Source organism: Methylobacterium sp. WL9 (assembly GCF_008040035.1).
Taxonomy (GTDB): Bacteria; Pseudomonadota; Alphaproteobacteria; order Rhizobiales; family Beijerinckiaceae; genus Methylobacterium; species Methylobacterium thuringiense.
The window spans coordinates 25495-43370 of the sequence record NZ_VRVE01000007.1; the positions used below are offsets into that span (position 1 = coordinate 25495).

At 67.0% G+C, this 17876-nt stretch carries 20 protein-coding genes; 16 read left to right on the forward strand and 4 right to left on the reverse strand.

All coding sequences use genetic code 11. From position 1 onward, the window contains the following. Positions 1–2: 2 nt before the first annotated feature. A complete protein-coding gene (locus tag FV217_RS04575) occupies positions 3–2114 on the reverse strand; it encodes a M48 family metalloprotease (RefSeq protein WP_147814747.1) in 2112 nt (703 codons plus the stop codon). Between the two features lie 84 nt (positions 2115–2198). On the opposite strand from FV217_RS04575, the gene FV217_RS04580 reads away from it, so the two are divergent. Continuing rightward, the gene (locus tag FV217_RS04580; protein ID WP_147814749.1) at positions 2199–2381 is read left to right on the forward strand and encodes a hypothetical protein; all 183 of its coding nucleotides are present in this window, start codon (positions 2199–2201) and stop codon (positions 2379–2381) included. 71 nt (positions 2382–2452) lie between these two features. Here FV217_RS04580 and FV217_RS04585 read toward each other — a convergent pair whose 3' ends face one another. Further along, complete coding sequence (locus FV217_RS04585; RefSeq protein ID WP_147814751.1) at positions 2453–2857, reverse strand: hypothetical protein; 405 nt, start codon at positions 2855–2857, stop codon at positions 2453–2455. Between the two features lie 327 nt (positions 2858–3184). Continuing rightward, on the reverse strand, positions 3185–3526 hold the full coding sequence (locus tag FV217_RS04590) for an SPOR domain-containing protein (protein WP_147814753.1): 342 nt from the start codon (positions 3524–3526) through the stop codon (positions 3185–3187). Positions 3527–3880: 354 nt separating this feature from the next. Between FV217_RS04590 and FV217_RS04595 the strand changes: the two genes are divergently transcribed. The 15 genes from FV217_RS04595 (at position 3881) to FV217_RS04665 (ending at position 16819) form a co-directional block, all read left to right on the forward strand. Then, positions 3881–4405, forward strand: coding sequence for a cytochrome P460 family protein (locus FV217_RS04595; protein WP_147814755.1), 525 nt, complete (start codon positions 3881–3883; stop codon positions 4403–4405). 78 nt (positions 4406–4483) lie between these two features. Then, positions 4484–5431 (forward strand): helix-turn-helix domain-containing protein, encoded by a 948-nt coding sequence (locus FV217_RS04600; protein WP_348641947.1) that lies wholly within the window; start codon positions 4484–4486, stop codon positions 5429–5431. A gap of 104 nt (positions 5432–5535) precedes the next feature. Then, positions 5536–5982: a (2Fe-2S)-binding protein gene (locus FV217_RS04605; RefSeq protein WP_147814757.1), complete on the forward strand. Its 447-nt coding sequence runs from the start codon at positions 5536–5538 to the stop codon at positions 5980–5982. 14 nt (positions 5983–5996) lie between these two features. Continuing rightward, positions 5997–8246, forward strand: a complete 2250-nt coding sequence (locus FV217_RS04610; RefSeq protein WP_147814759.1) for a xanthine dehydrogenase family protein molybdopterin-binding subunit — start codon at positions 5997–5999, stop codon at positions 8244–8246. Between the two features lie 64 nt (positions 8247–8310). Continuing rightward, positions 8311–9315 carry an SLAC1 anion channel family protein gene (locus tag FV217_RS04615; protein ID WP_147814944.1) on the forward strand — a complete coding sequence of 335 codons (1005 nt, stop codon included), beginning with the start codon at positions 8311–8313 and terminating at the stop codon, positions 9313–9315. Between the two features lie 151 nt (positions 9316–9466). Beyond that, positions 9467–11083, forward strand: a complete 1617-nt coding sequence (locus FV217_RS04620; protein WP_147814761.1) for an FAD-dependent oxidoreductase — start codon at positions 9467–9469, stop codon at positions 11081–11083. Between the two features lie 256 nt (positions 11084–11339). Next, positions 11340–12797 carry a helix-turn-helix transcriptional regulator gene (locus FV217_RS04625; protein WP_147814763.1) on the forward strand — a complete coding sequence of 486 codons (1458 nt, stop codon included), beginning with the start codon at positions 11340–11342 and terminating at the stop codon, positions 12795–12797. A gap of 98 nt (positions 12798–12895) precedes the next feature. Then, positions 12896–13057 (forward strand): CsbD family protein, encoded by a 162-nt coding sequence (locus FV217_RS04630; RefSeq protein ID WP_147814765.1) that lies wholly within the window; start codon positions 12896–12898, stop codon positions 13055–13057. 52 nt (positions 13058–13109) lie between these two features. Next, positions 13110–13541: a CsbD family protein gene (locus tag FV217_RS04635; protein WP_147814767.1), complete on the forward strand. Its 432-nt coding sequence runs from the start codon at positions 13110–13112 to the stop codon at positions 13539–13541. Positions 13542–13594: 53 nt separating this feature from the next. Further along, complete coding sequence (locus tag FV217_RS04640; RefSeq protein WP_147814769.1) at positions 13595–14521, forward strand: PhnA-like protein; 927 nt, start codon at positions 13595–13597, stop codon at positions 14519–14521. Positions 14522–14608: 87 nt separating this feature from the next. Continuing rightward, the gene (locus tag FV217_RS04645) at positions 14609–14812 is read left to right on the forward strand and encodes a CsbD family protein (RefSeq protein WP_147078889.1); all 204 of its coding nucleotides are present in this window, start codon (positions 14609–14611) and stop codon (positions 14810–14812) included. A 73-nt stretch (positions 14813–14885) separates the two neighbouring features. Next, positions 14886–15269 carry a CsbD family protein gene (locus FV217_RS04650; RefSeq protein ID WP_147814771.1) on the forward strand — a complete coding sequence of 128 codons (384 nt, stop codon included), beginning with the start codon at positions 14886–14888 and terminating at the stop codon, positions 15267–15269. Positions 15270–15454: 185 nt separating this feature from the next. After that, entirely contained in the window at positions 15455–15892 is a 438-nt protein-coding gene (locus tag FV217_RS04655; RefSeq protein ID WP_147814773.1) for a BA14K family protein, read from the forward strand. 43 nt (positions 15893–15935) lie between these two features. Beyond that, positions 15936–16436: a YidB family protein gene (locus tag FV217_RS04660; RefSeq protein ID WP_147814775.1), complete on the forward strand. Its 501-nt coding sequence runs from the start codon at positions 15936–15938 to the stop codon at positions 16434–16436. A gap of 71 nt (positions 16437–16507) precedes the next feature. Then, entirely contained in the window at positions 16508–16819 is a 312-nt protein-coding gene (locus tag FV217_RS04665) for a hypothetical protein (RefSeq protein WP_147814777.1), read from the forward strand. Between the two features lie 40 nt (positions 16820–16859). Here FV217_RS04665 and FV217_RS04670 read toward each other — a convergent pair. After that, positions 16860–17707, reverse strand: a protein-coding gene (locus FV217_RS04670) for an IS5 family transposase (protein ID WP_147814779.1) whose coding sequence is annotated in 2 segments (ribosomal slippage) — positions 16860–17317 and positions 17317–17707 — 849 coding nt in all. Because the reading frame shifts where the segments join, the coding sequence is not laid out codon by codon here. Positions 17708–17876: the final 169 nt, after the last annotated feature.

Genomic DNA, 17876 nt, shown 5'->3' on the forward strand with positions numbered 1-17876 from the left:
CCTCAGGCGACGGGGTTCGAAGGGACGGGTGCCGGCGATGCGCCGGCATTCCTCTCGGCCAGGATCCGCCGCGCCTGCGCGGCCTGCTGATAGCGGCCGAAAAGGTCGGCCAGGTCTTGCGGCTTCATCCTCCGCGGCAGGCCGAGCGCGATCGTGACGATGCGGCGCTTCGCGTCGAGCTTGATGCCGCGCCCCCCGGGTGCCCGTTGCGGGAACGGCGCCTCCGGCGGCAGGAGCAGCCGCGTGACGATCCCGGTCTGGTTCGTCGTCAGATCGAGATCGGCGATGTCGTCCCAAGTGATCACCCGGTCGAGGCCGGGCACCGCCAGCCCACCGGGTCTCAGGATCAGGGTGACGCGCTCGCCCTGACGGAGCCGATAGGTCCCGAGACCGGCGAACAGAGCGGCGATGACGAGCGCGACCGTCGCCACGATCCAGGCCTGGCTCGGCGGAAGTCCCGGGAAGCCCACCAACAGCATCGCGAGGGCCGTGACACCGAAAAGGCCACCGGCCGCGACGAACACGAAGGCGCCGGGTCGGCTGTTCTCGCGCAGCACCTGTTCTTCGACACCGACCTCCGCCGCCGTCGTCTCGAGATGCGCGGCGAATGCCGCGTCCTGCGCCCGGACCGTGCCGAGGAAGTCGTCCGTCGCGGCCCGACACAACCCGATCGGGTCCGCGAAGTAGGCGGCCAGCTGCCCGAGCGCATGGGGCGGCGGCACTGCGCCGGCTGCGGCCAGAAGGCTCGGATCGATCGCCCGTCCGAGCGCGGCGACACGCTCGCGGGTCGTCGGATGGGTGTCCGTCGGGTGGGCCTGCTCGGTTTCCAGATGCACCGCCGGATCGTCGAGGCCGCGCGCGATCGCGCGGTCGAGTGCGGCCGCGACGAGGTCGGCCGGGCCAGAGTCCGGCGCCGCGGCCGCGGCGTCGAGCGTCGCGACGATGGACGGCTGCAGGGATCCGCTGCGCAGGAGCGCCCGCGCCGAGGCGTCTGCCGAGGTGACGACCGCACCCGCGGCGTCGGCGGCGAACTCGCGCGCCCGGCTCCAGTGCCGCACGGCGAGGTGGAAGCGCTCCATCACGAACACGCCGAGGCGCAGCGACGGCCCGAGCAGTCCGAGCGCACCCTGATGGCCCGCGGCAACCGCGTCGAGGGAGCGCGCGACTCCCGCATAGATCGGCAGAAAGCGCTGGCTGTAGGCGGTGTCGCCGCCGGCATAGTGAGCGAGTTCGTGGGCGATGATGGCTGCGGTTTCGTCGCCACGCATCAGGGCAAGATACGGCAGGGGCAGGTAGAGGATGCGACCCGTCAGCGCCTCGCCGCTCGGCGTCAGCACGGCCGGCCCGGAGCTGACGAAGTAGCCGCCGGTGACGCCGACGACGACGGCCTCGGGCTCGAGCGCCCCGAGCCGGGCGGCGAGCCCCTGGGTCAGTCGCCACAGCCCGGGTGCATCCGCGGCCGAGACGACCCGACCGTGGACCGGGAGCGGATCCGGCTCGAAAGCCGCGAGCGCGCGGCGCAGTCCCAGTACCGCGGTGCCGGCCGCCACGATGGCGGCCCCGGCTGCGACGGCGGCAAGCATAAGCAGCTTGATCTCGCCGCCGCCGAGCCCGGGATGAACCAGCATGCCGGTTTCGAAGATCACAACGGCGACGAAGCCCGCTGTCGCTAGAAGAATTTGGGCCGCCAGCACCGGCGGAAGCAGCCGGCGCACGAGCGAGAAGCCCCGGACCAGCGTTTCGCGGGAGGCCTGCCCCACCCATCCCAGGCCGGCTCCGGCGACCAGGACGAGAACGGACAGCATCGCTGCGAGACCGCCCGCCACCACGGCGATCGGCGGCAGGACACGGCGCCAGTCCATCAGCGTCGTCATGGTCCCGGCTTCGTCGCGTGCCGCACGCGCCTGATCGAGGGCGAGCGGACCGGCATAGGTCTGGCCGTTGCGACGGAACTGCATGCGGAAGTCGATGCGCCCGTCGCGCGGTACCCGTGCCTCCAGATCGGCGACAACCCCTGCCAGACGCGACCGCTCGGCGTCGAAGGCCGCCCAGTCGTCGGAGCCGCGCTGCCCCTCCCAGAGGCCGAGCAGCATGAACGCGAGCGGCAGCAGCACGGTGGCCGCGACGAGGCCTGCGATGGCGCGCGGGCGCGAAGGCGGACGCGTGGACTGGGAAATCGGTCGTCTCCAGGAGCGCGCATGGATCAGCGCCAGTACGGCGCGTGGAACGGCGGGATCACCGAAGATCTGCCGGACGCCATTCCAGATATTTTTGGACGCAACTCGGGCGTGTCTCGTCCGGCGGTTGCACTTCTAACGATGGCAAAGGGTGCGTCAACCCGACGCGATGGAGCGATCAAGTCGCGAGTTCTGAGACCGTGAGCTCAGCCCGTTCAAGCGTAGATGCCTGTGAAGCTCACGTTCGCACCGCCGCGGGCATTGTTGTCCCACACCTACAGATACGGGCCGCACCGCCACATCCGCACCCGGCAGCCGTCGGGTCCGCCTTCCGCATAGGGCAAAGTCTTGTCGTCGGTCCCCATCGTAAAGGCGAGGATGCCTTTTTCGGGACGTGCCGTGCCCACCACCTCGCCGGTGTGGATTGAGGCACCGGAGCGAAGGCGCGCGGCAGACATTCCCCAAGTCGCATCGCCTTTAACGCCGACGGCTTTTCCGCCGGCAGGCGCAATGGTCACGTCCTGTTCCGGCCCGACCCAGTGCCCGACGAAAGCCATCGGCGCCGGCGCTTCCTCAGGCAGGGGGACCAGCGTTGCGTTCGGCAACCAGCCGATCGTCGTTATGCCCTTCGCGCTGGTGAAGGCGGCACAGGTAAAGCTGCCCTGGGTCGGGCCCGTCATTACCGCGCGCCCAATGTGAGATAGGCGCGTCCGTGGCAGGAGATGCTCGAACTCGGCCAGCCCGTCTCGAGCACCTCATCCTCGAGGATATAGGTATGTGCCGCATCCGTCTTCACGGCAGACGCTCGGGCATCGTCCCGAACGACGTCCGACAAGACGCAACCGGCGCGTGCGGCTGGCGCGGCAAGGACGAGCGCGATCGCGACGAGGCGCGTTGTCCAGCCACGCCAAGGTCCTCTCGTCGTCATACCCACCCCCTCACGTTCGAGATTGTTTTCGCGCAGCGTGTCGATCCACAAAGGCTGCGGACCGGCGATCGCGGGGTGCTTATTCACCGAGGTACCGGCCCCTGCGGACATAAATGTTCGGAACGCAAACGCGCAGGCGAGCGAGATCGGTCTCTGCCGCAGCCCGCGTGGCGTAGCCGCCTACCGCCACCACATCGAAACCTTCGTTGAAGCCTGCGAACTTGCCAGAGAAATCGTTGAACGGCTGAAATCCGCACCTTTTCACGGCTTCCGAAGCGCGCCGTACCGCCTCGTACTGCACCTGAGCGTAATCCGGGTTCGAGAACGAACCGGCGACGATCCAGTACGGACCCGCCGGCGACGCTGCCTGACCGGAAGAGATCAGGAGGGGGATGAGCAGTCCGACCGGCCACGCGCGCAAGTCCGTCATCCATCGTGACGATTGGTCGAAGTCATAATGATATCCCGGCCACTGGCCGTCTCAGCGGTCCTCCTAAACCGGCACCCTCACGAAACTGATCCGCCTCGGCAGCACGTCGGTGGGTCTATCAGCTCAAAAATCGCTGTTCGGCCGCTTCCGTCGTTTCACCGCCTGAAAGCGGACCGGCAGAAATCCACACAACCAAGCCGTTCACCATCGCTGCTGTGCGCCATGAGCGAAAGTTGGCCGCATGCCTGCGCGCGGACGTTTCGACTTCCACGAACCCTTTGCAAAATCTGTGACTACCAAATTATCCTGGGTCTTGGTACATTCGTACGACAGGGGGAGGGCATCATGTATATTTCATATGTCAAAGCCACGCTGTGCGCATCAGCCGTGTTCATTGTGGCGTCCGTTGCGATTGCTCAAGGACTCGACGCAGAAACCGAACCGGGCCGTATTTCCGAGCTGCCAGAAGGATACAGGAGCTTCGAGCTCATCAGCGTTGCACATGAAGCCGGATCTCTGAACGATATCCGTGCTATATTAGGTAACGATATAGCAATGTCGGCTTATAGATCCGGCAAGCGACCGTTCCCGGATGGTTCCGTGATCGTTCGACTAGCTTATAAATATGTATCGTCCGAGCAAAATAATGAAGTATTTGGGCAACAGCAATCATTTATCGCTGGCGATCCGACCAACATACAGGTAGATGCAAAAGACAGTAAAAAGTGGCCGACAACTGGCGGATGGGGGTTTGGGCAGTTCGTCAATGGCAAGTCCGATCCAAATTCGCAGTCTGTCCAGACCTGTTTTGCCTGCCACAATCGATTAGACTCCCCGCGCGATTTGGTATTTACTAATTACGCGCCTTAAACCCTAAATCGGGGACCGCCCCGTTGAACTCTGGTAGTCTCGCCGAGTACTCGCGAGACCGGACGCAGGGAGAAGGCCGTGCTGACCATCGGCGTTCTAGCGATCCCCGAGCTGAAGCTGATGTCGCTCTCGGCCATGGCGGTGTTTCAGGTTGCGAACAACGTTGCGGGCGAACCCGTCTACGATCTGCACCTCATCTCCGAAGCGGGCGGTCCGGTTCAGACGAATGCGGGCTTTGCCGTGATGACCGAATCGCCTGGCGAGGCGGCGTTCGACACCCTCATCGTCGGAGCCTCCACGGGCGCGGGGGCGGGCTCGCCGATCCTCCTCGCGTTCGTGTGCCGGGTAGCCGAGCAGGCGCGGCGTGTCGCATCCTTCTGTCGGGGCAGCTTCGTGCTGGCGGAGGCGGGCCTTCTCGCGGGTCGTCGGGTCACGGCCCATTGGCGCGACAATGCGGAGCTGGCGGCGCGCTTTCCCGACCTGCGGGTGGAAACCGACCAGCTCTACGTTCGGGACGGGGCGATCTGGACCTCTGCCGGCATGACGGCCTCCATCGACATGGCCCTGGCGCTGGTCGAAGACGACCTCGGGTCGGGGGCGGCCCGCGAGGTCGCCCGCCGGATGCTCCTCGATCGACGCCGCTCCGGCGGTCAGCCGCAGGCCTCCAGCCTCCTGGACCTGGAGCCGAAATCCGATCGGATTCAGCGGGCCTTCGCGTTCGCGCGCGGCCATCTGCGGGAACCGCTTAGCGTGGCCCGCCTCGCCGAGGCTGCCCACCTCTCCCCCCGGCAGTTCAACCGGGCGGTCCAGGCAGAGTTCGGCCTTTCGCCGGCCAAGGTGATCGAGCGCCTGCGAGCCGATGCTGCTCGTGTTCTGCTGGTGCGGAGCCGGCACTCCCTCGATGTGGTCGCCACAGAATCCGGATTTGCCGACCGGGAGCGGATGCGCCGCGCCTTCCTCCGGATCTACGGGCAGACCCCGCAGGGGATCCGGCAGGGACTACTGCGAGCCAGGTACGCCGCATGAAGCCGCCGCATGTCCGAAAACGCTGCGTTTATGACGTTTGCGACCGCGCCGGCCAGACTTATCCATAATGCAGTGCGGGGCGAACCTCTCGGAGGAATGCGGCCATGGTGAATCTGACGGTCAATGGCCGGCCACATGCTGTCGAGGCCGAACCCGATACGCCGCTCCTTTTCGTCCTGCGTGACACCCTTGGGCTGAGCGGCACCAAGTATGGCTGCGGCATCGGACAGTGCGGCGCCTGTACGGTTCTCCTCGACGGACAAGCGACGCGCTCCTGTCAGATCCCGCTGGAGAGCGTTGGGACGCAGAGCGTCACCACCATCGAGGCGATCGAGCAGGATCCGGTAGGCGCCAGGGTCGTCGCGGCCTGGATCGGCATCGAGGTGCCGCAATGCGGCTACTGCCAGTCGGGCCAGGTCATGGCGGCGACCGGCCTCCTGAAAGGAACACCGAAGCCGACCGAGGACGATATCGCCTCGGCGATGACCAATCTCTGCCGCTGCGGCACCTATAACGCGATCGCTGCCGCCGTGCGGCAAGCCGCGGTCTGAGGGGAGACGGCGCCATGAACGACCTCACGCCTTCCCGGCCGACCGCCGGCCGCCGCGAGCCCATCCGCAACCTGTCGCGGCGAAACTTCCTCGGTGCCACCGCCGGCGCCCTCGTGCTCGGCGTCAACCTTGGTCCCGAACCCGTCGGTGCCGGGGAGCGGCCCGAGGGCTCGGCCGCCATCGCGCCCAAGCCCGGCACGCGGGTCGCGGCCTTCCTGGAGATGCGGTCCGACGGTACGGTGCGCCTGCTGAGCCCCTTCGTGGAGGGCGGCCAAGGCATCAATACCGGCCTGGCTCAGACCATCGGCGAGGAGTTCGACCTCGACCCGGCGCGCTTTGCCGTCGAATGCGCGCCGCCCGGCCCCGATTACGCCGTCGTCAACGGCCTGCGCATGACGGGGGGAAGCTTCTCCACCCGTTCCAGCTACGCGGCCATGCGGCGCCTGGGCGCCACGGCCCGCGAGATGATGCTGCGCTCAGCGGCGGCCAAGCTCGGCGTCCCGCAGGGTCAGCTCAGCACCGATGACGGCCGGGTGATCCACGCCGCTTCCGGCCGGTCGCTCGGCTACGGCGAACTCGCCTCCGCTGCGCTCGCCCTCCAGCCAAGGGACGACGTGCCGCTGAAGGACCCCGAGAGCTTTCGGTGGATCGGAAAGCCGGTCGCGCGGCTCGACATGCGGGACAAGTCCACGGGCCGCGCGGTCTACGCGATCGACATCCGCCTCGACGGAATGCTCCACGCGGCGATCCGGCACGCTCCGCATCTCGGCACGGAGCCCGAGACCATCGCCAACGAGAAGGACATTCGTGCGATGGCCGGGATCGACTCGGTGCATCGCCTGCCTGGCGCGGTGGCGGTCGTGGCGGATTCTTGGTGGCGGGCGCGCAAGGGCGCGGAGGCGCTGCAGGTGACTTGGACGAGCCCCGCTGAGGACGGGGTCGCCACGGTTTCCAAATCCTTCTCGTCGGCCGCGATGCTCGCAGCCCTGAAATCCACGACGGAACCGGGCGTCGCCGCCGAGCAGGAGGGCGACGTCGCGGGCGCCTTCGCCGCGGCGGCGAAAGTCATCGAGGCGGAATACGATGCGCCCTACCTCGCGCATGCCCAGCTCGAGCCCCCCTCGGCCATCGCCCGGTTCGAGGCAGACGGCAGCCTCGATCTCTGGGTGCCCAACCAGATGCCGGAACTGTTCCAACAGGTCGCGGCCGGCACGGCTGGAGTTCAGCCGGCGCAGGTGCGCATCCACTCGCCGATGCTCGGCGGCTTCTTCGGGCGCCACTTCTACTACGGACCCGCCAATCCGTTTCCACAGGCGATCCTGCTCGCAAAGGCGACCGGACGCCCGGTCCGGGTGCTGTGGTCGCGCGAGGAGGAGTTCGGCATGGATGCGGTGCGTCCCCTGAGCTTCGCCCGATTCCGCGCCGCTCTCGGGAGCGACGGGATGCCGGTCGCTCTGCAAACGACGGCGGTGGGCGAAGGGCCTATCGGACGCTGGTTCGGTGCCCTGTTCAAGTCGCCGGTGGATTCGTCTGTCGTTGAAGGTCTCGACAAGAAACCCTACGCTATCCCAAACCGGCGCCTCGATTATGTGAAGGTGCCGCACCCGGTCACGATCGCCTTCTGGCGCTCTGTCGGGCATTCGATGAACGACTTCTTCTACGAGAGCTTCCTCGACGAGATCGCGGCCGCCGGAGCCAAGGACCCGTTCGCGCTCCGCATGGCGCTTCTGAAGGACAGTCCGCGCCACCGGACCCTGCTCCGGGCCGTCGCCGATCTGGCCGGTGGTTGGAAAGGCGGGACGTTCCAGGCGGCGGACGGCACGCGTCGGGCGCGCGGCGTCTCCATGGCCTCGCCCTTCGGTTCAGAGACGGCAACCATTGCCGAAGTCTCGCTGAAGGACGGCGAGGCGCGAGTGCATGACCTCTGGATCGCCATCGATCCGGGCAGCGTGGTCAACCCCGCCATCGTCAAGCGGCAGGTGGAGGGCGCGGCCGCCCTTGGACTCTCCTCGACGCTCCTGGAGCAGGTCGTCTACGAGGACGGGCAGCGTCAGGCGCGCAACTTCGATGCCTATCCCATTCTCGACCGCGAGCGCATGCCGCGCGTCCACGTCGCCATCGTCGAGAGCGGGGCGCCGATGGGGGGGATCGGTGAACCGGGGCTGCCGGGCGTACCCCCGGCCGTGGTCAACGCCGTCGCCACGCTGACGGGGCAGCGCATCCGCAGCCTGCCACTCGCGAAGACCCGGCTGTCCGGTGCCTGATCCCGATCGCCTCGCCTCGGATGTCCCCCCCGGGTGCCCCCATGGTGAAAGCGCGGCGATGACGATGCCTGTTGCCGGAGACGACCTGCGGCTCGCCTCCGCGGCGCGCAAACCCCTGTTCGATTACCTACCGGTGAGCTTGTTCGGCTCCGTGATGGGACTGACGGGGCTCGGCATCGGATGGCGGCTGGCAAGCGCCCGGTATGGTCTGCCCGGGGTCATCGGCTATGGGATCGGCTGGAGCGCGCTCGCCGTATTCGGCCTCCTGGCAGTGGCTTACGGCGCCAAGGCGGTGACCGCGTGGACGAGCGTCCAGAGCGAGTTCCGGCACCCGATCGCGGGGAACCTCTTCGGGACGGTGCTCATCAGCCTGCTCCTGCTACCCTTCGTGCTCCAGCCACTCAGCCCGTTGCTGGCGGTGGCGGCCTGGTTGCTCGGCGCCGGCGGGATGATCCTGTTCGCCTTCCTGATCGTCAGCCGCTGGATGGGCAGCCGGCACCAGCTCGCCCACGCGACGCCGGCCTGGATCGTGCCGGTGGTCGGCCTTCTCGACGTGCCACTGGCGGGGCCGGCGCTCGGACTGCCGCACACCCAGACCCTGATTATGTTCTCATTGAGCATCGGGTTGTTCTTTGCGGTCCCCCTCTTCACCCTGGTTTTTGCCCGGCTCGTATTCGAGGAGCCCCTGGTCCCGGCCCAGCGGCCGACTCTGATGATCCTCGTGGCCCCCTTCGCGGTCGGTTTCTCCAGCTATGTCGCGACGTTCGGCCGAGTCGACGCTTTCGCGGAGGCCCTTTTCTTCATCGCCCTGTTCGTCTTCGCCGTGCTTGTAGGCCGACTGCGCGATCTGCCGCGGTGCTGCCCGTTCCGGATCTCGTGGTGGGCTGTGAGTTTCCCGATCGCCGCCATGGCGGTAGCAGCGTTGCGTTATGCCGGGCATGCTCAGGCAATCGCTGCGGATGCGCTGGCGCTGCTGTTGCTCGGCCTTGCCACGGTGATCGTCGTCGGTCTCGCGATGCGCACGCTCGTCGGCATTGCCCGGGGCGAACTTCGTCAACTCGCCGGTTGATCCACGTACTCCGTCGGCCGGCGAACGCGGAGGAGACTATTCGAGGGCCGATGCGCAGGCGGACCAGTGTGGTACCCGTCGCAAGATCGCGCGTCTTGCCGGACGAAGACGCGCGATCGATGCTGTGTCTAATCGGACGATGGGGGAAGACATGGAAACCATCGGCCGCGACCTTCGCGAGATGCAGCGCGTACCCCTGGCCGCCGCGCATGTTGCCGCGCTCCGGGCCCTCGGTGCCGAGCGGCTCTATCCAGCCGGGACGTTCCTTGCCCGCGCCGGCGAGCCGGCCGACCGCTTCGTCTACGTCATCGAGGGCGAGATCGAAGTGGTGAACCCCTTCACCGACGAGCGTCATCTTCCCTCGACCCTTGGGCCGACGCAGTTCATGGGTGAAATCGCGTTCCTGAACGGTGGCAACTGGTCGATGCCCATGCGGGCGGTCACGGAGACCCGCGTCATCGAGGTGCCGCGGGCCGACATGCTGCGGCTGATGTCCGAAATCCCCGAAATGTCGGACATCGTCATCACGGTGCTGGCGGCGCGGCGGCGGCGGCAGCTCGATTCGCGCGACGGCACGCTGGTGCTCATCGGCGAGGATGACGACCGGGCCGTCCGGCGGATCGCGGAATTCGCGAGCCGCAACCGCTTCCCTTACCGATCCTACGCGCTTGGCACCCCGGAAGCGGGAGCCATCGCGGAAAGCTGTGCGATTTCCTCCGGTCGGCCGGCCGTGATCTTCGGCCGGGACATCGTCGTGACGGACCCGACCCCCGACAAGGTCGCGCAGCTGCTCGGCCTGAACTACAACCTCGTCGACGACGAGGCTTTCGACGTGCTCATCGTCGGCGGCGGCCCCGCCGGCGTGGCAGCCGGCGTCTATGCCGGGGCGGAGGGGCTCCGCGCCCTGGTGATCGAGGATCTCGCGATCGGCGGTCAGGCCGGCACGTCCAGCCGCATCGAGAACTACATGGGTTTCCCGACCGGCATCTCCGGCGCCGACCTCGTTTGGCGCGGTGAGGTTCAGGCGATGAAGTTCGGGACCCGGTTCGCGATGCCGCGGCGGGTGGTGAAGCTGGAACGGCTCGAAGACGACGCCTTCTGTGCAACATTCGACAACGACCAACGTGTTCGCGGACGCGCGGTCATCGCCGCGACCGGCGTGCAGTACCGACGATTGCCGATCGATCGCCTAGAGGCCTTCGAGGGCGCGGGCGTCTATTACGCCGCGACGGAAATCGAGGCGCGCTACTGCAAGAACACCGAGACGATCATCATCGGCGGCGGCAACTCGGCCGGGCAGGCGGCAATGTTCCTCAGCCGCTCGGCGGGCCATGTGCGCCTCCTGGTGCGCGGACAATCCCTCGCCGCCTCGATGTCCAGCTACCTATCGAGCCGACTCGCAGCGGAATCTGCGATCACGATCGAATACGGGGCCGAGGTGACCGCCCTACAGGGTGAGGATCATCTCGAAGCGGTGACGATCCGCAATGTCGCCGACGGCACTCAGCGCACGGTCTCGACTTGCGCCCTGTTCGTGATGGTGGGTGCCGCACCCAACACCGGCTGGCTCTCCGGCCTCGCCAAACTCGATGCCCACGGATTCGTACTGACCGGAGACGCGATCGGAGAGACATCGCCCTACGCCGCTTCGCATCCCGGAATTTTCGCAGTAGGCGATGTGCGCGCCAATTCCGTCAAGCGCGTCGCATCCTCGGTGGGCGAGGGATCGGTCGTGGTCTCCAAGGTCTGGGATCACCTCAATCGGTGATCGTTTGTGCTCACCTGTCAGCGAACGTCTGACCCGTCCAACGTCCGACTAAGAAGACGCTGAGCCCCCTGCGGCATGCGCCTCTCGATGCAGCGTCGGCTTCCAATTCGCACTCGTTGTGGGCGGAAGGGGCGAAGGATCGAGATCACAGCCGTAGTACGTAGCCACTAGATTCTTTTCAGCTTGGCCGGAACTCGTTTGCGCACAATCCGTTCATGGTGCGTCGCCACATCGGGGACGAGGAGCGGCAATACCCGTGACGGCCACCGTCGACAGGCACGAACTCCGGCAGATCATCGCCGGCCTCAGCGAGGGCGTGATCCTGGTCGAGCCCGACCAGTCGATCACCTACGCCAACGGGGCCGCGCTCGCGATGCACGGGGCCGCCTCGCTCGACGACCTCGGCGAGACCGTCGACGCTTACCGCGAGCGGTTCGCCCTGCGCTACCGCAACAACCATGCTCCCAACCACTATCCGATGGAGCGTGTCGTCTCGGGCGAGACGTTTCATGACGTGATCGTGGAGGTGAAACGTCCGGATCGCGGGGACGTCGACTTCGTCCATTCCCTTCGTAGCCTTGTGGCCACGGACCGCGACGGTCAGCCGAGTTGCCTCGCCCTGATCCTCAAGGACGTCTCCGACCAGTTCGAGGCCGAGGAGCGCTTCGAGAAAACCTTCAATGCCAATCCGGCGCCGGCCGTCATCTGCCGGCTTTCCGACCTGCGGCACGTGAAGGTGAACATCGGTTTTCTGGAGATGACCGGCTACACCCGCGACGCCGTGCTCGGGCGCAGCGTCTACGAGGTCGACGTCCTCGCCGGCGCCAAGAACCGCGAGCTTGCGATCTCTCGCCTCAACGAAGGGGGCACCATCCCGCAGATGGAGGCGTGCCTGGACCTGCCGGACGGCGGAACCCGCTTCGTCATCGTGGCCGGCCAGCCGATGGAGCTCGGTGACGAGCCGTGCATGCTGTTCACCTTCGCCGACCTCGATCTGCGCCGGAAGGCGGAGACGGCCCTTCGGCAGAGCGAGCAGCGCTTCGCCACGGCGTTCCGGCTCACGCCAGTGCCGACGATCCTGGCCCGCGCCGACGGCTTCGTCGTGACCGGGATCAACGAGGCGTTCACCCGCGTTTTCGGAGGGGGCCAGGATCGGGTCGTAGGGCGAACTCCCGCGGAACTCGGCCTTTGGGTCGAGGATGCGGCCCGGAAAAAATTCGAGGAAACGGTGAGCCGGATCGGCTTCGTGCACGGGTTGGAGACCTGCCTGCGGCACGAGAACGGAACGGCGCTGGATTGCCTCGTCTCGGCCGAGCGGGTCGAGATCGGCGAGGAGACGTTCGTGCTCCTGGTCCTGCAGGACATCACCGAGCGGAAGCGGTCGGAACGGGATCTGTTCGGCGCCATCGAGGCGGTGATGGCCGACACCTCGTGGTTCAGTCGCGGGCTGATCGAAAAGCTGGCGAACCTGCGCCATCCCACCGGCAACGCCGACGACGCGGCTCAGCCGAGCCTTACCCTTCGGGAACGTCAGATCCTCGACCTGATTTGTTCGGGCCTCGACGACGATGCCATCGCGAAGAGGCTCGGTGTCAGTCGCAACACCGTCCGCAATCATGCGGCCGCACTCTACCGCAAGCTCGACGTCCACAAGCGGGCGGACGCCATCGTGTGGGGGCGCGAGCACGGCTTCCCTACAAGTAAGTTTCGTTGATTGTACTAGGAAACCAGTAAAACTGCATCATTGAAGCACGCGTTGCGGATGCCACCTGAGAGCCGGCGAACTTTTCGCCCAGGAACTCGGAGACATCCATGAGCGAGCACCCCGCCAAGACGTCTGCCGAGCAACTGAGGGGCTCGGTGAAGGAAGCCATCGGAAAGCTGACCGGCGACGTCCGGGTCCAGGCCGAGGGCAAGGCGCAGAAGCAATCACCGAAGTTCGACGGGAAACCCGGGACCGCGCGTCGGTCGTAGCTCGGGTCGAACGGCGCACACGCACGTAACAGAATTGAATTGGACGAACGACATGGTCGATACGGATAGGGTGACGGGTGCCGTCAAGGAGCTTGCAGGCAAGGCGCGGGGCGCGGTGGGCGACCTCGTGGGCTCCGACAGGGACTCGGTCGAGGGTCGCGCGCGCCAGGTGCAGGGCACGGCTGAGCGGGTCTACGGCGAGGGTAAGGATGCCGTTCGCCAGACGGCAAACCGCGCCGCCGATGTCGGCGAGGATCTTCGGGACAGCGCCGAGAGCTACTATGGCCGCGCCGAAGAGTCCGTCCGCAACGCCGCCGACGAGGCGTACCACTATGCCGAGGACGCCTACGACAACAGCGGCCGCTACCTGAGCCAGGGCCGTCGCGTCGTCGCGCAGCAGGTCGAGGAAAGCCCGCTGACCTCCCTTCTGATCGCCGGCGCCGTCGGCCTCGGCATCGGCCTCCTCATCAATTCCCGTCGCTAAGTCCCTTCACTGAGTCCCTTCGCCGTCGCGAAGCGTTTTCCCGGAGTGCAACCGTGTCTTCTTCTCCCAGCATCGTCGCAGCACCCTCCGCTGCCGCCACCGTCCACCTTCACCAGGTCTCGTGGGGTGCCGTTTTTGCCGGCGCCGTGATCGCCCTGGTAGCCCAGGTCATCCTCAACATGGTCGGCGTCGGCGTCGGCCTGTCGACCGTCGGCGGTCCGGCTGCCGACAACCCCGCCGCCTCGACCCTGTCGCTCGGCGCCGGCCTCTGGTTCGTGATCTCCGGCATCGTCGCGGCTCTGGCCGGCGGCTTCCTCGCCGGACGTCTCTCGGGCAAGGCCGCCGGCAACACCGCCGGCTCGCACGGCCTCGTGTCGTGGGCGGTGTCCACGCTCGTCGTGCTCTACCTGCTGACCTCGGCGGTCGGCGGCATCGTCGGCGGCGCGTTCAACGGCGTCACCAGCACGCTCGGCGGCGCCGGCAACCTGATCGGCGGCACCGTGCAGACCGCCGCCCAGGCCGCTGCCCCGTCGCTGTCCAAGATCTCGAACCCGCTCGACGGCATCGAGCAGTCGGTCCGCCAGCAGACCGCCGGCCAGGACCCGCAGGCCGCCAAGGACGCAGCCGTTGCCGCGATCCGCGCCGTGTTCTCGGGTGACCCGGCCCAGAAGGCCCAGGCCGAGAACCGCGCCGCCGACGCCCTCGCCAAGGCCCAGGGCATCCCGGTCGATCAGGCCAAGGCCCAGATCCAGGACTACGAGAAGCAGTACGAGGTCGCCGTCACCGAGGCCAAGAAGAAGGCCATCGCTGCTGCCGAAGCCACCCGCAGCGCCGCCACCCAGGCTGCTCTCTACGGTGCCCTTGCTCTGATCCTCGGCGCCCTCGCCGGCTTCCTCGGTGGCCGTCTCGGCGCTCCGAAGCTCGCAACGTTCGGCACCACGGGCACCACCGGTACCGTCTACGACACCCGTCGCGCCTGATCGCCATTCGGCCCCGGTTCGCCGGGGCCGATCTTCGCCGGTCGGACATGGCCGGTTTCCCTGAACTATCGGACAGGAGCATTTTCGATGAGCAGCACCACCGACAAGATCAAGGGCCTGGCCAACGAGGCCGCCGGCAACGTCAAGCAGGGCGTCGGCAACGTCACCGGCAACGACAAGCTCGTCGCCGAGGGCAAGGCCCAGGAACTCAAGGGCGAAGCCCAGAAGACCGTCGGCGACGTCAAGGACGGCGCGTCCAACCTCGCCGACAAGGTCAAGAGCAAGATCTGACCTTCGCGACATCGGGGCGGCCACGCGGCCGTCCCGCCTCAACCCTTCTCTGCATTCTCGATTGGAGCGGACCATGAACCGCGACGAATTCCGCGGCGCCAAGCGCCACCTCAAGGGTCGCGCCCAGACCGCGATCGGCGGCCTGACCGGCGATCCGCGCCGCCAGGTCCGCGGTGCGGTCGACCAGGTCGCCGGCGGCGCCCAGTATGCCTACGGACGCGCCCGCGATCGTGCCGAGGACCTGATCGAGGACGGTCAGCATCTTGCCCATGAGGCCCGCCGCCGCGGCGAACGTCTCGTCGATGGCGGCTCGCGCTACGCGCGGCAAGCCCGCAGCCGCGGCGAGGCCTATGGCCGCCAGGCAGTCGGTTACGCCGACGACAACCGCGGCACCACGCTGGTAGCGGTCGCAGCGATATCGCTCGCCCTCGGCTGGCTCGTCCGCCGCTCGCGCTGATCCTCCCTCAGAACCGAAAGCCTCCCATGTTCCGTAAGCTCCTCACCGCCTTCCTGCTACCGAAGGTCATCGCCTACGTGAGCCGCCGTTTCAGCGGTCGTGCAGCCAATCCGCGCCGCGGGCGCTGACGCGCCCGCCTGACGACCATCGACGCCCCCACACCGCGTAAAAGAGTTCGAATCCCCATGAAGCTGATCCTGACCGCCGCCACCCTGGCCGCCCTCGTCGTGGCCATGCCCGTGTCGGCATCCCCCGCCCCGATCGCCCCGATCCAGGCCCTCGTCGCCGGTGAACTCCCGACGACGTTCGCCCAGTACGGTCGTTTCGGGCACCGGCACGGATTCCGCGGCGGTCGTGGCTACGGCCGGGGCTATGGCCGCGGTTACGGGTATCGCCGCGGTCCGGGTGCAGGCGCTGCGGTCGGTGCCGGCATCGCGGGCCTCGCCGCCGGCGCGATCATCGGTGGCGCCATCGCCAATTCCCAGGCGCAGGCCGCCCCCGTCTATGCCGGCCCCGGCCCCGGTGCGGATGCCGTCGCCTACTGCGCCCGTCGCTTCCGCTCCTACGACGCGGCGAGCGGCAGCTACCTCGGCAACGACGGCGCGCGCCACGCTTGCCCGTAGGCCGGCACCCGCCACGATCCCGACCACAGGAAAGGAACCGACGATGAGCAAGGGCTATCCCTCGATGACCGCGCTGCTGGGGCTGCTGGCCGTGGCCGGCTACCAGAACCGCGACAAGCTCGCCGAGCTCCTGAAGGGCCACGACACCCCGTCGATCCCTTCCCTGAGCCCGAACCACGGCACCGTCCCTCCGATCTCGAACACCGCATCCAACACCGGCTCCACGGGCGGCCTCGGTAATCTCGGTGGCCTTCTCGGCGGCCTCGGCACCGCCGGCGTCGGCGGTCTCATCGCAAGCGGTCTCACGGAACTCGTCGACCACTTCACCAAAGGTGGCCACGGCGAGACCGCCAACTCCTGGGTCAACCAGGGTGCGAACCGCGACATCCCCGAGGCGGACCTGGAGAAGGCCATCGGCTCGGAGACCCTCGACGGGCTCCAGAAGCAGACCGGCCTGAGCCGCGCCGACATCCTTTCGCGTCTTTCGCGCGACCTGCCGTCGGCCATCGAACGTTACGCCCAGGACGGCCGCCAGCCGGCCTGACCGAAAAACGAACGGTCGGCGCCTCGGGTGTCGACCGTGTCTGGCCTGTCGATACGTCAGCGGAGCTACTCATGACGACCGTCAGGACGCTGATCCACGCCAGTTCCAACGGCGACCGCTGGTTCCTCTGCCACGGCGACGATCCGACCGATGTCTTCGTCTTCCACGAACCGAACGGTCCCTCCGGCGGTACGCCGACGCGGATCGGCATCTTGGAATTCCTCTCGACCGATCTTGGCTCCCCCGAGCGTCGTGATCTCCTTCGGATGATCGGCACGCTCGTCGAGGCGGGGCATTCCCAGCCGGCCCCCCGGGAACCGGGACCGGAGCCCGGTGCCGCAGCGGCCGAGCCGACGCCGGGCGAAGCCGCCAAGACTCTGTGACCCGCGCCACCCCTCCCGACCTGTACGAGTCAGTCCGACATCATATCGTTTTCTGGCAGAGCTTTCGCGTCATGAGGCGGATTGACGCCAAGAGGAGGAATGCGCGCGCCTTGCGGGTTCTGCATTCCCAATCATTGGCCAGTCGCCGGCAGCGGTTGAGCCATCCGATGGTGCGCTCCACGATCCAGCGCTTGGGCAGCACGGCAAAGCCCTTGGCCTGATCGGAACGCTTGACGATCTCGACCGAGATCTGGCGGCAGACTCGGCGCAGGCCGGTTTGAAAGACCGGTCCCTGATAGCCGCCGTCGGCGTAGAGCTTGAGCAGGAACGGGTAGAGGCCGAACAGCATGGCCATCACCAGCACACCGCCATCGCGGTCGCGGTCCTGGATGTCGGCCGGGTGTACCAGGGCGTGCATCAGGAGACCCTGCGTGTCGACGAGGACGTGCCGCTTCTTGCCCTTGATCTTCTTGCCCGCATCGTAGCCCTGCGGGTCGATCGAGGCCCCCTTTTTTCGGCGCCCTTGACGCTCTGGCTATCGATGACCCCCGCCGTCGGGCTGGCGTCCCGCCCGGCCTGTTCCCGGCAGGCCACGTAGAGTGTGTGGTGGATCCGATCGAGCGTCCCGTCGTAGTCCCACAGGTCGAGATAATCGTGCACCGTCGAGCGCGCCGGCAGGTCCTTCGGGATCGCCCGCCACTGGCAGCCTGTGCTCAGCACGTACATCAGGCCATTCACGACTGCGCGGAGATCGACGCTGCGCTTGCCGCCACCGCGCTTGGCCGGCGGGATCAGCGGGGCGATCAGCACCCATTCCGCGTCCGTCAGATCGCTCGGATAGCGCAAGTTGCTCCGATCGTACCGGGCCCGGTTCTCGTTCGTCCACATCGGCTGCCTCCCAATATCGGCTGCCTTCAATCACAAACCGCTCGCATCATTCAATATGACGCCGGACAGACACTCAGATCAATGAGTCCAGTTAACCGTTGTTGTGCGATTCAAAGAATTTCACTTCGAAAAAATCAATTATGTGTGTGCGCTTCGAGTTTAAGAATGC

Coding starts and splice junctions, on each gene's coding strand:
- FV217_RS04585 (WP_147814751.1), bottom strand. CDS start 2,857: ATGACGGGCCCGACCCAGGGCAGCTTTACCTGTGCCGCCTTCACCAGC.
- FV217_RS04650 (WP_147814771.1), top strand. CDS start 14,886: ATGAACCGCGACGAATTCCGCGGCGCCAAGCGCCACCTCAAGGGTCGC.
- FV217_RS04630 (WP_147814765.1), top strand. CDS start 12,896: ATGAGCGAGCACCCCGCCAAGACGTCTGCCGAGCAACTGAGGGGCTCG.
- FV217_RS04660 (WP_147814775.1), top strand. CDS start 15,936: ATGAGCAAGGGCTATCCCTCGATGACCGCGCTGCTGGGGCTGCTGGCC.
- FV217_RS04605 (WP_147814757.1), top strand. CDS start 5,536: ATGGTGAATCTGACGGTCAATGGCCGGCCACATGCTGTCGAGGCCGAA.
- FV217_RS04655 (WP_147814773.1), top strand. CDS start 15,455: ATGAAGCTGATCCTGACCGCCGCCACCCTGGCCGCCCTCGTCGTGGCC.
- FV217_RS04610 (WP_147814759.1), top strand. CDS start 5,997: ATGAACGACCTCACGCCTTCCCGGCCGACCGCCGGCCGCCGCGAGCCC.
- FV217_RS04620 (WP_147814761.1), top strand. CDS start 9,467: ATGGAAACCATCGGCCGCGACCTTCGCGAGATGCAGCGCGTACCCCTG.
- FV217_RS04665 (WP_147814777.1), top strand. CDS start 16,508: ATGACGACCGTCAGGACGCTGATCCACGCCAGTTCCAACGGCGACCGC.
- FV217_RS04580 (WP_147814749.1), top strand. CDS start 2,199: ATGGATCAGCGCCAGTACGGCGCGTGGAACGGCGGGATCACCGAAGAT.
- FV217_RS04615 (WP_147814944.1), top strand. CDS start 8,311: ATGCCTGTTGCCGGAGACGACCTGCGGCTCGCCTCCGCGGCGCGCAAA.
- FV217_RS04595 (WP_147814755.1), top strand. CDS start 3,881: ATGTATATTTCATATGTCAAAGCCACGCTGTGCGCATCAGCCGTGTTC.
- FV217_RS04645 (WP_147078889.1), top strand. CDS start 14,609: ATGAGCAGCACCACCGACAAGATCAAGGGCCTGGCCAACGAGGCCGCC.
- FV217_RS04635 (WP_147814767.1), top strand. CDS start 13,110: ATGGTCGATACGGATAGGGTGACGGGTGCCGTCAAGGAGCTTGCAGGC.